Genomic DNA, 13,081 nt, shown 5'->3' with positions numbered 1-13,081 from the left:
GCTTGCAACGATGGAGGCGGTAGACGGTAAAATACGCCATCAGTGTTCCAAAAATAGAACGATAAAGGAGGCGGCATGCAGGATTTGAATGACTTGTATTACTTTGTGCAGGTGGTCGACCATGGCGGCTTCGCGCCGGCCGGGCGCGCGCTGGGCATACCGAAATCCAAACTCAGCCGGCGCATCGCGCTGCTGGAAGAGCGCCTGGGCGTGCGCCTGCTGCAGCGCACGACGCGGCATTTTTCCGTCACCGACGTAGGGCAGACGTTTTACGAGCATTGCAAGGCAATGCTGGTGGAAGCCGAAGCGGCGCAGGAAGCGATCGAACTGACGCGGGCGGCGCCGCGCGGCACGGTGCGTTTGTCCTGCCCCATCGCCCTGCTGCATACACTGGTGGGCCCCATGCTGGCCGGCTTCATGCGCGAGCATCCGCAAGTGACCCTGCTGCTGGAAGCGAGCAACCGCCGCGTCGACCTGGTGGCCGAAGGCATCGACGTAGCCATCCGCGTGCGTCCGCCGCCGCTGCCCGACAGCGACCTGGTGCTGCGCGTACTGGCCGAGCGCAGCCAGTGCATGGTGGGCAGCCCCCTGCTGTTCGGCGACGCCGCCAGGCCAACCGCGCCGGCCGACCTGGCCGACTGGCCCAGCCTGGCCCTGGGCATGCCGCAACAGCACTACCAATGGGATTTGCACGGCCCGGACGGCGCGCGCGCCCAGCTGCGCCACGTGCCGCGCTTCGTCACGGGCGACATGCTGACCTTGCGCGACGCGGCCGTGGCCGGCGTGGGCGTGGTGCAGCTGCCGACCATGATGATCACCGAGCAGGTAGCCAATGGCAGCCTGCTGCCGCTGATGGAGCAGTGGCGGCCGCAGCGTGAAATCATCCATGCCGTCTTTCCCTCGCGGCGCGGCCTGCTGCCGGCCGTGCGCGCGCTGATCGACTACCTGGCGCACAGCTTCGCCGCGCTGGAAGAAGAGTAAGGTTTTTCAGGTACGATGGCGTACTCTCGAATCGCCTGGATACCGCATGCGTTTATTGATCCTGTCGGACCTGCACCATGAGTTATGGCGCGACGCAGCGCCGCAAGGCGATCTTGCGCTCAGCCGTCCCGATGCCGTCATCCTGGCAGGCGACATCGACACGGGCACCCGCGCCGTCGCCTGGGCCGCCAGCACGTTTGCGGGACTACCGGTGCTATACGTGCATGGCAACCACGAAGGCTATGGCCACCACCTCGACAAGGTGCGCCAGGAGCTGCGCAGCGCCTGCTCCACCACGGACAACGTGCATTTTCTCGACGCCGATAGCCACGTCATCACCGACCAGGCAGGCAACAAGGTGCGCTTCCTGGGCGCCACCCTGTGGACGGATTTCCGCCTGCTGGGCGACGATACGCGGCAAGCGGCCATGCGCGAGGCGGAAGCCGTCATGAACGACTACAAACGCATCCGCCTGGCCAACATGGGCTTTCGCAAGCTGCGCGCGGCCGACACGGCCATGTTCCACGCGCAGCAAAAAGCCTGGCTGGCGCGCGAACTGGCGCAGCCCTTCGATGGCGCGACAGTCGTCATCAGCCACATGGCGCCGTCGCTGCTATCGGTCGATGATGCGTATGGCAGCGAGGGGTGTTCGCCCGCCTACGCTTCGCGCCTGGACGAGCTGGCCGCGCAGGCGGACCTGTGGGTGCATGGCCACCTCCACGTCACGCGCGATTACCGCATCGGCCCGTGCCGCGTCGTAGCTAACCCCTGCGGCTACAGGACGCGCAACGGAACGCCGCAAAATCCCCAATTCAACCCGAACTTCATCGTCGAACTGCAGTTGCGTTAAACAAGCGCGCTAATCGTCCGACTTCAAACGGCCCGCCAGCAATTGCAGCAGGCGGTGCTTGCCGGCCCGGCGCGCCGCGCGCGGCGAGGACTCCGACTGATGCGCACCGGCGCCGCCGCGCAACCTGGCGGCCGCCACCAGCGGATTGCGCGGCTTGGGCGTGGCTTTCACTTTGATTTTCATGGTGTCTCTTTTCAATCCTTGATGCAGACGAGTTATGCCGGGGTCGTCCAAAACAAAAAACCCCGGCGAGTTTCCTCACCGGGGTTTGAAGGACACCGGCTCGGGATCGGCAATGCTGCCGATGGCCCCGAGCGTCATGCGCGGGGCTAGTGGTAAGTCAACTTGCTGCCAGCCTGCTCGAACATGGGTTTCCTTTCTATTTGATGGTTGATCTGCACTGCGGATGACGATTCTGCGCCGTATGCTGCAGTGCGTCAACCGCTTTTCATGGCGCATGCGCCAACGTTGTTAATTTGTCGCAGCCGCCTTTTCCTTGGCGATGCGGGCATCGAGCTTGGCTTCATTTTTGGCCGCATAGTGGCTGCACGCCTGCGCATCGATGAAGGGGTTCGGCGTGGCGCCTTCCAGCAATTGCGTCAGCTTGCGGTCGCCGCCGGAATGGTCGGGGTGGGCCGAGATCAGGATGTCGCACGGCAGTTTGGCAAAGTCTTGCATCACGCGGCGGAAGGCCGGCGTCAAGTCCGCATGGCGTTCATCGCCCAGGTAGTGAAAATCGTCGGCCGCCACCGGCGTGAGGCTGGCGCCGAACACCACGTTCAGGCAGTCCTTGCGCTCCGCATCCTCGCACGAGACCCAGGTCCAGCTGGTGCTGCCCGGCGTATGGCCGGGCGTGTAGCGCGCAGTGACGGTCACGTCGCCCAGCTGCAGGGTTTCGCCATCGGCGATCTCGCGCACGTTTTCCACGGCCGGCATGGGGTCGATTTCACCGGCTTGCGGGTCCATGGCGAGCACCGCTCCCGCGCGCAGCGCCTGCGCACCCAGCGGGCTGGCGACCACTTGCGCGCCACTGTCGCGGGCCAAGGCGGCGACGCCGCCCGAATGGTCGAAATGCGCTTCCGTATTCAGGATGAATTTGATGTCTTCCAGGCGAAAGCCCAGCTCGAGGATATGTTCCTTGATGGCGGCCACCGATTGCGGCAACGCGCCATCGATCAGGATCAAGCCTGCGCGCGTATCGATCAGCACCACGCTCAAGCCGCCCACGCCCACGTAATACGTATCGCCATGGATGCGCGCCGGTTGTTGCGGGCGGTTCCATTGCGCCGCGTAGGGCGAGGCAATCGGCTGCGTCAGGGGATCGATGGCGGGCGTGGCGGCATGTGCCGTCAACGGCAGCGCCATGGCGGCCAGCGCGACGCTCAGCAAGGTCTTGGGAATGAAGAAAGGCGACATGCGGCTCCAGGAGTGAGTGTGTGGTAATCGATGCCATAGGGTAACGTCACCACCCTGGCGCGGTCAAGCAGACGGGCGCAGCGACTTGCGCTACGATAGAGGCCCATAGACCTGCCCCGCGCCTTGCCGCGCCCACTGCCATGCGTTTGCTGATCCTGTCCGACCTACACCTGGAAGTCTGGGGTGAAGACTCGCCCACCCTCGACCTTGCCACCAGCCGCCCCGACGTGGTGATCCTGGCCGGCGACATCGCCACGGGCAACCATGCCATCGCCTGGGCCGCACGCACCTTCGGCGCACTACCCGTGCTGTATGTGCACGGCAATCACGAGGGCTATGGACACCAGCTTGAATACATGCAGGACGCCGTGCGCGACGCCTGTGCCAGCGCCAATGCGCACGGCGCCAACATCCGCCTGCTCGACGGCGACGCCGTGGTGCTCGACGGCGTGCGCTTCCTCGGCATCACGCTGTGGACGGATTTTTTACTCTTCGGCGCGGCGCGCCAGGAAGAAGCCATGCAGGCGGCGCAAGCCTACATGCCCGACTACAAGCGCATCAGCACGGGTGGCGACACGCCCCGCCTGCTGTGCGCCAGCGACACGGCGCAGCTGCACGCGCGGCACAAGGCCTGGCTATCCGAGCAACTGGCGCAAGCCTTCGATGGCAAGACCGTCGTCATCACGCACATGGCGCCATCGATGCTGTCGGTGGAAGCGCAATACGCAGCCAACCTGGGCTCGCCAGCGTTCGCCTCGCAGCTGGATGAACTGGTGGCGCAGGCGGACCTGTGGGTGCATGGCCACATGCACGCCTCGCTCGACTACCAGATAGGCGAGTGCCGCGTCGTGTGCAATCCCTGCGGCTACAAGCGCCCCGATGGCACGCCCGAAAATGACCGTTTTGATACAGGCTTTATCGTCGAACTCGATAACGCGGTTTAAGGTTTACGATAGCGCAGCTGCGCCACGCCGCTGGGCAGCTGGCGCGTGCCGTCCAGGCGCCAGTCGCTGCGCGGCAAGCCATCCTCGAACAGGCGCACGCCCTTGCCCAGCACCACGGGCAGCACGGACAAGGTCACACTGTCGATGACGCCCTCGCGCAAACCGGCGCGGATGACGGCGCCGCCATCGAGATACACATGGTGGCAGCCCTCTTCTGCCAGACCCTCCAATACTTCCCGCACGCTGCCTTCGCGGCGCTGCTCGCCATGGCGCGGCGCGAAGTCGCGGTGACTCAGTACCACCACGCGCTTGCCCGCATACGGCCACGGCTCGAAGCCCAGCACGGCGTCATACGTGGTGCGCCCGATCAGCAAGGTATCGACTTGCGCCATCAAGGCCGTGTAGCCGGTGGCATCGGGCGAGTCGGGCGCCAGTTCAGCCAGCCAGGCCAGGTCGCCGTTTTCTCCGGCGATGCAGCCATCGATGCTGATGCCGAGAAAGGCGCTGACAAAAGGTTTTTGCATGGAGCTCTCTCAATTAATTCTACAGTGTAGAATTATGCCCATGAAATCGCCAAAACTTCAAGCTATTGAAAATTCAGTGCGCCGCGCGGGCCGCCCCCGCCGCATCGCGCCCGCGCTGGACAACGCCACCATCCTGCAGACGGCCCTGGCCCTGCTGGAAGAAAAAGGCGAAGCCTTTTCCATGCGCGCGCTGGCGCTGTGCCTGGGCGTCGATGCCATGGCCCTGTACCACTATTACACGGGAAAGGAGGAATTGCTGCTGGCCCTGATGGCGCAGCGTTTCACCGCACTCGATCCACGCCAGCCGCCGTTTACGCGGCGCCAGGCGCCTCGGCGGCGCCTGTTCGCGCTATGCGCACTGTACCTGGAACTGGTCAGCGCCACGCCGTATTTCGTGCGCCTGATGGCGCGCGGGCTGGTGACGCACGCCGATGTCGCCGAGCGGTTTACGGCGCTGTTCGAGCTGGCCGTCGACGGTCTCGCGCTGGACAAAAAAACCCGGCTGCGCGGGCGCGATACGCTCGTCGATTTCCTGCACGGCTATGCGCTGGCGGGCAGGCCGGCCAGCGAAACAGCCTGGCAGGCTTCGGTTGGCCTGATCATGGCGGGCATGGCCGCCGGACACTAACCGCGCATCAGGCCAGCAGCTTGAGCAGCGCCTGCGCGGCCGCTTCCGACGATGCGGGATTCTGGCCCGTGACCAGCAAGCCATCGGTGACGGCGTACGGCTGCCAGTCGCCCAGCTTGGAATAGATGCCGCCGTTTTGCTTGAGCATGTCCTCGACCAGGAAAGGCACGATGGCCGTCAAGCCGACAGCGTCTTCCTCGGTATTGGTAAAGCCCGTCACCTTCTTGCCGCGCACCAGCGGCGTGCCGTCAGCCGCCTTCACGTGGCGCAGCACGCCCGGTGCGTGGCAGACGGCGGCAACGGGCTTGCCGGCGGCGATCATCTGCTTGATCAGCGCGATCGAATGCGGGTCTTCGGCCAGGTCCCACAGCGGACCATGGCCGCCCGGGTAAAACACGGCGTCAAAGTCGGCCGCCTTCACCTCGGACAGCTTGCCCGTGTTGGCCAGCACGGCTTGCGCGGCGGCGTCCAGCTTGAAGCGGCGCGTGGCGTCCGTTTGCGAATCGGGCTCGTCGCTTTTCGGGTCCAGCGGCGGCTGGCCACCGTTGGGCGAGACCACCGTCAGCTTGGCGCCCGCTTCTTGCAAGGCATAGTAGGGGGCGGCGAATTCTTCCAGCCAGAAGCCGGTTTTCTTGCCGGTGTCACCCAGTTGATCGTGCGAGGTCAGTACCATCAGGATGTTCATGTTGTTTCCTTTTATGTCAGGGTTACAGTGCTGCTTCGAGGATACGGCGGCTGCGCGCGAGGTCGATATCGCGGTGTTCGCCTAGCGAGGTCATGCCGTGTGCTGCCAGTTGCTGCAATACCGCTTCTACCGCTTCCTGGCCCAGCTGGTAGGCCGACAAACGGGTCGGCAGGCCCAAGCCTTCAAAGAAGGCGCGGGTGCGGGCGATGGCGGCGGCTATGCGCTGCTCTTCGCTGCCGCTGGTAATCTGCCACACGCGTTCGCCATATTGCAGCAACTTGCCACGTTTCTGTTCGCGCTGCACCTCCAGCAGTGCGGGCAGCACCAGCGCCAGGGTGCGTGCATGGTCGATGTCGTAGAGGGCCGTCAGTTCGTGGCCGATCATGTGGGTGGCCCAGTCTTGCGGCACGCCAGCGCCGATCAGGCCATTCAGGGCCAGGGTGGCCGTCCACATCAGGTTGGCACGGGTATCGTAATCGTCAGGCGCGGCGATCGCTTGCGGGGCTATCTCGACCAGCGTCTGCAGCAGGCCTTCGGCAAAGCGGTCCTGCACCTTCGCCTGCGCCGGATAGGTCAAATACTGTTCCGTGGTGTGGACAAAGGCGTCGACCAGGCCATTGGCCACCTGCCTGGCCGGCAAGGTAAAGGTCTTGCTCGGGTCAAGCACGGAAAATTGCGGGTACAGCAGCGGACTGCGAAAACTCAGCTTGTCATGCGTGGCTTTTTTCGTCACCACGCCGCCGTTGTTCATTTCCGAACCCGTGGCCGGCAAGGTCAGCACCGTGCCAAACGGCAGGGCTTGACGCACATTGGCGCCGCCGCGCTCGGCGATTTCCCACGGCTCGCCGTCGTACAGGGCAGCTGCAGCGACGAACTTGGTGCCATCAATCACGGAGCCGCCACCGACGGCCAGCAGGAAGTCCAGCTTGTCGCCACGTACCTGCGCCACGGCACGCATCAGGGTTTCATAGCTGGGATTGGGTTCGATGCCGCCAAACTCCTGCACCGTGCGCTGGCCCAGCGCAAGAGCAGTTCGCACCTCGGCCAGGGTGCCGGTCTTTTCCGCACTGGCGCCGCCGTACAAAATCAACACGCGCGCATCGTGCGGCACCAGGGTGGACAATTTGGCGACAGTGTCGGCGCCGAACACGATACGCGTCGGGTTATGGAATTCAAAATTTTTCATGATGTCGCTCCTTATTATTAGACTGGTCGTCTAGAATGCTATTCAAAAAAACGCGGATGTCTGTCATCCGCGTACTTGGCGTCCGCTTACTGGTCCGGCGACAGCTGCAACATCGCCAGGGTCGCCTGCCGGGCCGTTCGCAGGGCGCTGGCGTCGCGCCGCAGCTTGGTCAGCAAGGCCGCGCCCAGCCACAGCTGGTACAAGGTGGCTGCCATCTGCGCCGGATCGGCCACCGATGGCAGGGTATCGTCCACCCTGCCCCGCGCGATGGCCAGGGCCAGCTTGGCGATGATGCGGTGGGTGCCATCGAGCAGCGCCACGCGCATCGGCTCCGACATGTCCGCCACTTCGCTGCTGAGCTTGACCACCAGGCAACGGCAGTCGCAAGCGCTGCCATCGAGGCTCTCGCTGGTCCAGCTGGCCCAATACGCCATCAGCGACTGCGCCGCGTTCTGGCCCGACTGGCCCAGCACCACATCCATCCCGGCCAGGTAGCCGCTCAAGTAATCTTCCAGCATCGCCTCGCCAAACAATTCCTTGGACTTGAAGTAATGGTAGAACGACCCCTTGGGCACGTCGGCGGCCGACAAAATCTCGTTCAGCCCCACGCCGGCAAAGCCCTTGCGCGTGATGATGGCCTTGCCCTGGTCGATAATGTGCTGGCGCACGTCAGTGTATTCAGCTTTCATGCGATGCATTGTAGCACAATTAGACCAGTCGTCTAGTTTGAATTAAACCCAGAGGGAAATTCTGGGGTCAGACCCTCAAGGCCGCTAACTCAGCGGCTTGCGCTAACGGGCGCGGGGGTCTGACCCCGGCAGTCAGCTTATGCAAACTTCTTGAAATCCGGCTTCCTCTTTTCAAAGAAGGCCGTAAACGCTTCCTTCGCTTCGGCGCCGCCCAGCATGGCGCTGAACAGCTTGTTTTCTTCCGCGATGGCCGCCTTCATCGGCTCCATGCGGCTTTGCTTCATCAGGCGCTTGGTGGCGCGGATCGAGGCGGCTGGCAGGGCCACCAGCTTGGCAGCCTGGCCTTGCGCGTACGTCATCAATTCGTACAGGGGCACGACCTTCGAGACCAGGCCCATCTCCAGCGCTTCCTGTGCAGGGAACGACTCGCCCAGCATCAGTTTTTCCGCCGCACGCGGGTAACCGGCCAATTGCGTCAGCAGCAGGCTGGAGCCGAATTCCGGGCACAGGCCCAGTTGCGTGAACGGCATCGAGAAGCTGGCGTTGTCGGCCGCGTAGACCAGATCGCAGTGCATCAGCAAGGTGGTGCCGATGCCGATGGCGGGGCCGGAGACGGCCGCCACCACGGGCTTGCTGCTGCCGTACAGGGCGCGCATGAACTGGAACACGGGACGGTCATGGTCGAGCGAGCCATCCTTCGGCCGCGCCGTCTTCATGAAATCATCGAGGTCGTTACCCGCCGTGAAAATCTCGCGCTTGCCGCAGATCAGGATGGCGCGCACCTCGTCGTCCGTCTCTGCCGCCACCAGCGCATCGGCCAGGGTCTGGTACATGGCGCCGGTGATCGCATTCTTGCGTTCCAGGCGGTTGAATTCCAGGGTGAGGATGCCCTCGCTCTTGCTGCACAAAATATCCATGTCGTCTCCAAAAAGATAAAGGGCGCCGGGGTAATCCCGCAGCGCCCTGTTTTATTGCTTTAGCCCGTCAAGCTTATACGCGCTCGAAGATGCCTGCTGCGCCCATGCCGGCGCCCACGCACATGGTGACCATGCCGTACTTCTGCTTGGTGCGCTGCAATGCGTGGATCACGGTGGCCGCGCGGATGGCGCCGGTGGCGCCCAGCGGGTGGCCCAGGGCGATCGCGCCGCCCATCGGGTTGACCTTCGATGGGTCCAGGCCCAGGTCGCCGATCACGGCCAAGGCTTGCGCGGCAAACGCTTCGTTCAACTCGATCCAGTCCAGCTGGTCTTGCGTAATGCCGGCGGCGGCGCACGCTGCAGGGATGGCGAATTTCGGACCGATGCCCATGATTTCCGGCGGCACGCCACGCACGGCGAACGAAGAGAATTTCGCCAATGGGGTCAGGTTATGCTCGCGCAGGATTTTTTCGCTGACGATCAGCAGCGCACCGGCGCCGTCGGACATCTGCGAGCTGTTGGCGGCCGTGACGGTGCCCTTGGCGGCAAACACAGGTTTCAGTTTGCCCAGCGACTCCATCGACGAATCGGCACGCGCGCCTTCGTCGGTGTCGACGGTGCGGCGCGTCACATCGACTTGGCCGGTAGCCAGGTTCGGCGTGCGCGTGATAATTTCCACGGGCGTCGTTTCGGCCTTGAAGAAACCGGCTTGCTGCGCGGCGATGGCGCGGCGGTGCGATTCAACGGAGAAGGCGTCCTGCTGTTCGCGCGACACTTTCCATTGCTGCGCCACTTTTTCGGCCGTCAGGCCCATGCCGTAGGCCATGCCGATGTTTTCATCGCTGAACATGTCCAGGTTCATCGATGGGTGGTGGCCCATCATCGGCACCATCGACATCGATTCGATGCCGCCGGCGATCATCACGTCGGCTTCGCCCACGCGGATACGGTCGGCCGCCATGGCGATGGCCGTGATGCCCGAAGCGCAGTAACGGTTGACGGTCACGCCGCCCACGGTTTTCGGCAGGCCGGCCAGCAGCACCGAGTTACGCGCGATATTGAAGCCTTGCTCCGCTTCCGGGAACGAGCAGCCGATGATGGCGTCGGTGATCAGGGCCGGGTCGAGGCCAGGCGCTTGCGCCAGGGCCGATTGCAGCACGCGCACCAGCAGGTCGTCCGGGCGGGTGTTTCTGAACATGCCGCGCGGCGCCTTGCCGATCGGGGTGCGGGTTGCAGAGACGATATAGGCGTCTTGAAGTTGTTTGCTCATTTTGTTCTTTCAAAGATGTTGAACGAAGTTCGTGTTCTGTCGAATGTCCGAGGTAGTCAGGTTGACGCTTAGCGCTTCTGCGACAAATACCAGTCCACCGTCACCTGTGCCGCCAGCGTGCCTTCGGAGTCGAAAATATCGACTTCCACGGGAAACGCCACCTTGCCGTCCTGTGCCAGCTGCGCCTTCAATGCAGCCAGGTCGCCCGGCACGCGGCCTTCGGCGCGCGTCGCGCCCCGGGCCAGCTTCTGGTAGGCGATGCGCGACTCCTTGGCCACCGGGCGCAAACCCAGTATCAGCTCGGCGAAGCCGCCAGCCATGGCCGCGCCGGAAGCCGTTTCGGCCAGCGTAAACAAGGCGCCCGCGTGCTGCGTGCCCAGGTGATTATTCAGTTTGGGATCTTCCGGCATCGACACCTTCGAGGTGCCGGCGCCGATGTCGTCGATGCTGATCCCCAGCAGCCGCACGAAGGGCAAGGTGTCCATCATCTGTTGTTTGATACGGTCATACACCATGCTTGGCCTCACGCGCAGTAATACTTTAAATACCAGGGACAGGATAGTCATCGACGACAGGCTTAGTTGCGTACCGGCTTACCGGTTTGCATCATGCCCATGATCCGTTCCTGGGTTTTCGGATGGTTCAACAGCTCCAGGAATGCCTTGCGTTCCATATCCAGCAGCCACTGTTCGCTGACGAAACTGCCCTGGTCCACGTCGCCGCCCGATACGATCTCGGCGATCATCTCGCCCAGCTTGAAATCGTGCGCCGAAATGAAGCCGCCGTCGCGCATGTTGACCAGCTGCGCCTTGATGGTGCCCCAGCCGTAACGGCCCGTGACCTGGATCAGCGACGGCAGTTGCGGACGGAAGCCCGCGTCGAACATGGCGCGCGCTTCGACCTTGGCCACGTGCAGCAACTCGTAGGCGTTGAACACGATCACGTCGTCTTCTTTCAGGTAGCCCATCTTCTTCGCTTCCAGCGCCGATTTCGACACGTTGGCGGTGGCTGCATTGGTGAAGCCCGTTTTCAGGAATTGCAGGATGTCGTTACCCTTGGCTTCCTTGTAGGCACGCTGCGCCGCTTCCTTCAGGCCGCCGCCGGCAGGAATCAGGCCGACGCCCACTTCCACCAGGCCGATGTAGGACTCGATCGAGGCCACGCGCTTCGAGGAGTGCAGCGCCAGCTCGCAGCCGCCGCCCAGGGCCAGGCCAGCGACTGCGGCGATCACCGGCACATTCGCGTATTTCAGCGACATGAAGGTGTTCTGCAGTTCGGCGATGATCGGATCGACGGCTTTCACGCCGCCTTGCATGAAGGCCGGCAGGGCCGATTGCAGGTCGGCGCCGGCCGAGAAGGCACCGCCTTCGGCTGCGTCGGCGTGCCAGATCACCAAACCTTTGAAGTTCTTTTCCGCTTCCGCTAATGCGAGTTTGAGTCCATTAATCACGCCTTCGCCGATCACGTGCATCTTGGTCTTGAACGAGATGATCAGGACGTCGTCGCCCGTATGCCAGACGCGCACGGATTCATCTTCGAAGACGGTGGTGCCGGCGGTCTTGCCGTCGATGGCGCCGCTGCCCAGTACCGGCGCGCGGAATGGCTGGCGGTCATACACGGCCAGGGTCGAACGGGGCACGAAGCTGTTCGACACGGCGGAGTAGGAACCTTCCGGCGTGTGCACGCCGCCTTTTTCAGCGACCGGACCTTCGAAGACCCAGGCAGGCAAAGGCGCGTTGCACAGTGCGTGGCCGGCGTCGATGTCTTCCTTGACCCAGTTGGCCACTTGCAGCCAGTTCGATGCCTGCCACGTTTCAAACGGACCGACGTTCCAGCCGAAGCCCCAGCGCATGGCGAAGTCGATATCGCGCGCATTGTCGGCCACGGTGTCCAGGTGAATGGCGATGTAGTGGAAAGCGTCGCGGAAGATCGCCCACAGGAACTGGCCTTGCGGATTCGTCGATTCGCGCAGGGCCTTCATCTTCTTGACCGGGTCCTTTTCTTTCAGGATGCGGGCAATGATGTCGGCGGCCTTGGCGCCGCCGGCAACGTATTCACCGGTGGCGAAATCGAGGCGTTGAATCTCCTTGCCGACCTTCTTGTAGAAGCCCGCGCCGCTCTTCTGGCCCAGCGCGCCTTTTTCCACCAGTTGCGCCAGCACGGCCGGCGTCTTGTAGACGGCAGCGAAGGGATCGTTCGGCAGGTAGTCCTGCATGGTCTTGATCACATGGCCCATGGTGTCCAGGCCGACCACGTCCGCTGTGCGGAAGGTGCCCGACTTGGCGCGGCCCAGCTTGGAGCCCGTCAGGTCATCGACGACGTCCACGGACAGGCCGAATTTCTCGGCTTCGTGCACGATGGCCAGGATGCCGAACACGCCAACGCGGTTGGCGATGAAGTTCGGCGTATCCTTGGCGCGGACCACGCCCTTGCCCAGGGTGGTGGTCAAAAAGCCTTCCAGTTGGTCGGCAATTTCCGGCTTGGTGAACGCGGTCGGGATGATCTCGACCAGGTGCATATAGCGCGGCGGGTTGAAGAAGTGCACGCCGCAGTAGCGCGATTTCAGGTCGGCGTCGAAGCCTTCGGCAAGCTTGGTGATCGACAGGCCGGAAGTGTTCGAGGCGAAGATCGCGTTCGGGCCGATGTGCGGGGCCACCTTCTGGTACAGGTCGTGTTTCCAGTCCATGCGCTCGGCGATGGCTTCGATGATCAGGTCGCAACCGGCCAGCAGGTCCAGGTTGTCTTCGTAGTTGGCTACCTGGATCAGCGCGGCGTCATCCTTGTTGCCCAGCGGCGCAGGCGACAGTTTTTTCAGGTTCTCGATGGCGCGCAGCACGATGCCATTCTTCGGGCCTTCCTTTGCAGGCAAGTCGAACAGCACGACCGGCACTTTCGCGTTGATGCAATGGGCGGCGATCTGCGCACCCATCACGCCGGCGCCGAGGACGGCTACTTTTTTAACGATGAAATTGGTCATATTTTCCTCAAGTC

General features: G+C 63.3%; 14 protein-coding genes. 4 read left to right on the top strand and 10 right to left on the bottom strand.

Translation table 11 applies throughout. The features are described 5' to 3' along the window. Window positions 1-75: 75 nt before the first annotated feature. On the top strand, window positions 76-981 hold the full coding sequence (locus ACQ4W0_RS09615) for a LysR family transcriptional regulator (protein WP_436576513.1): 906 nt from the start codon (window positions 76-78) through the stop codon (window positions 979-981). A 46-nt stretch (window positions 982-1,027) separates the two neighbouring features. Continuing rightward, complete coding sequence (locus ACQ4W0_RS09610; RefSeq protein WP_436576512.1) at window positions 1,028-1,831, top strand: metallophosphoesterase; 804 nt, start codon at window positions 1,028-1,030, stop codon at window positions 1,829-1,831. A gap of 9 nt (window positions 1,832-1,840) precedes the next feature. Here the strand turns inward: ACQ4W0_RS09610 and ACQ4W0_RS09605 are convergent, their stop codons facing one another. After that, window positions 1,841-2,014, bottom strand: coding sequence for a hypothetical protein (locus ACQ4W0_RS09605; RefSeq protein ID WP_436576511.1), 174 nt, complete (start codon window positions 2,012-2,014; stop codon window positions 1,841-1,843). 288 nt (window positions 2,015-2,302) lie between these two features. Then, entirely contained in the window at window positions 2,303-3,247 is a 945-nt protein-coding gene (gene bla / locus ACQ4W0_RS09600) for a subclass B3 metallo-beta-lactamase (RefSeq protein ID WP_436576510.1), read from the bottom strand. Window positions 3,248-3,387: 140 nt separating this feature from the next. Here bla and ACQ4W0_RS09595 point away from each other — a divergent pair, with 140 nt between their 5' ends. After that, complete coding sequence (locus ACQ4W0_RS09595; protein ID WP_436576509.1) at window positions 3,388-4,191, top strand: metallophosphoesterase; 804 nt, start codon at window positions 3,388-3,390, stop codon at window positions 4,189-4,191. Here ACQ4W0_RS09595 and ACQ4W0_RS09590 read toward each other — a convergent pair. Further along, entirely contained in the window at window positions 4,188-4,715 is a 528-nt protein-coding gene (locus ACQ4W0_RS09590; protein ID WP_436576508.1) for a dihydrofolate reductase family protein, read from the bottom strand. The genes ACQ4W0_RS09595 and ACQ4W0_RS09590 overlap by 4 nt on opposite strands. A gap of 40 nt (window positions 4,716-4,755) precedes the next feature. On the opposite strand from ACQ4W0_RS09590, the gene ACQ4W0_RS09585 reads away from it, so the two are divergent. Then, window positions 4,756-5,343, top strand: a complete 588-nt coding sequence (locus ACQ4W0_RS09585; RefSeq protein ID WP_436576507.1) for a TetR/AcrR family transcriptional regulator — start codon at window positions 4,756-4,758, stop codon at window positions 5,341-5,343. Between the two features lie 7 nt (window positions 5,344-5,350). On the opposite strand, the gene ACQ4W0_RS09580 is transcribed toward ACQ4W0_RS09585, so the two are convergent. The 7 genes from ACQ4W0_RS09580 to ACQ4W0_RS09550 all read right to left on the bottom strand — a co-directional run bounded on the left by ACQ4W0_RS09580 (window position 5,351) and on the right by ACQ4W0_RS09550 (window position 13,067). Then, a complete protein-coding gene (locus ACQ4W0_RS09580; protein WP_436576506.1) occupies window positions 5,351-6,028 on the bottom strand; it encodes a type 1 glutamine amidotransferase domain-containing protein in 678 nt (225 codons plus the stop codon). A gap of 22 nt (window positions 6,029-6,050) precedes the next feature. Continuing rightward, window positions 6,051-7,214: an iron-containing alcohol dehydrogenase gene (locus ACQ4W0_RS09575; protein WP_436576505.1), complete on the bottom strand. Its 1,164-nt coding sequence runs from the start codon at window positions 7,212-7,214 to the stop codon at window positions 6,051-6,053. Window positions 7,215-7,300: 86 nt separating this feature from the next. After that, complete coding sequence (locus ACQ4W0_RS09570) at window positions 7,301-7,903, bottom strand: TetR/AcrR family transcriptional regulator (protein WP_436576504.1); 603 nt, start codon at window positions 7,901-7,903, stop codon at window positions 7,301-7,303. 137 nt (window positions 7,904-8,040) lie between these two features. Next, entirely contained in the window at window positions 8,041-8,820 is a 780-nt protein-coding gene (locus ACQ4W0_RS09565) for an enoyl-CoA hydratase (RefSeq protein WP_436576503.1), read from the bottom strand. Between the two features lie 73 nt (window positions 8,821-8,893). Continuing rightward, window positions 8,894-10,090 (bottom strand): acetyl-CoA C-acyltransferase, encoded by a 1,197-nt coding sequence (locus ACQ4W0_RS09560; protein ID WP_010394649.1) that lies wholly within the window; start codon window positions 10,088-10,090, stop codon window positions 8,894-8,896. A 68-nt stretch (window positions 10,091-10,158) separates the two neighbouring features. Beyond that, window positions 10,159-10,656 (bottom strand): PaaI family thioesterase, encoded by a 498-nt coding sequence (locus tag ACQ4W0_RS09555; protein ID WP_436576502.1) that lies wholly within the window; start codon window positions 10,654-10,656, stop codon window positions 10,159-10,161. Between the two features lie 11 nt (window positions 10,657-10,667). Continuing rightward, the gene (locus ACQ4W0_RS09550) at window positions 10,668-13,067 is read right to left on the bottom strand and encodes a 3-hydroxyacyl-CoA dehydrogenase/enoyl-CoA hydratase family protein (protein WP_436576501.1); all 2,400 of its coding nucleotides are present in this window, start codon (window positions 13,065-13,067) and stop codon (window positions 10,668-10,670) included. Window positions 13,068-13,081 lie beyond the last annotated feature (14 nt).

The organism is Janthinobacterium breve (assembly GCF_051380895.1).
Taxonomy (GTDB): Bacteria; Pseudomonadota; Gammaproteobacteria; order Burkholderiales; family Burkholderiaceae_D; genus Janthinobacterium.
The sequence above is the reverse complement of the archived record's forward strand: the minus strand, read 5'-3'. Positions and strand labels throughout refer to the sequence as shown.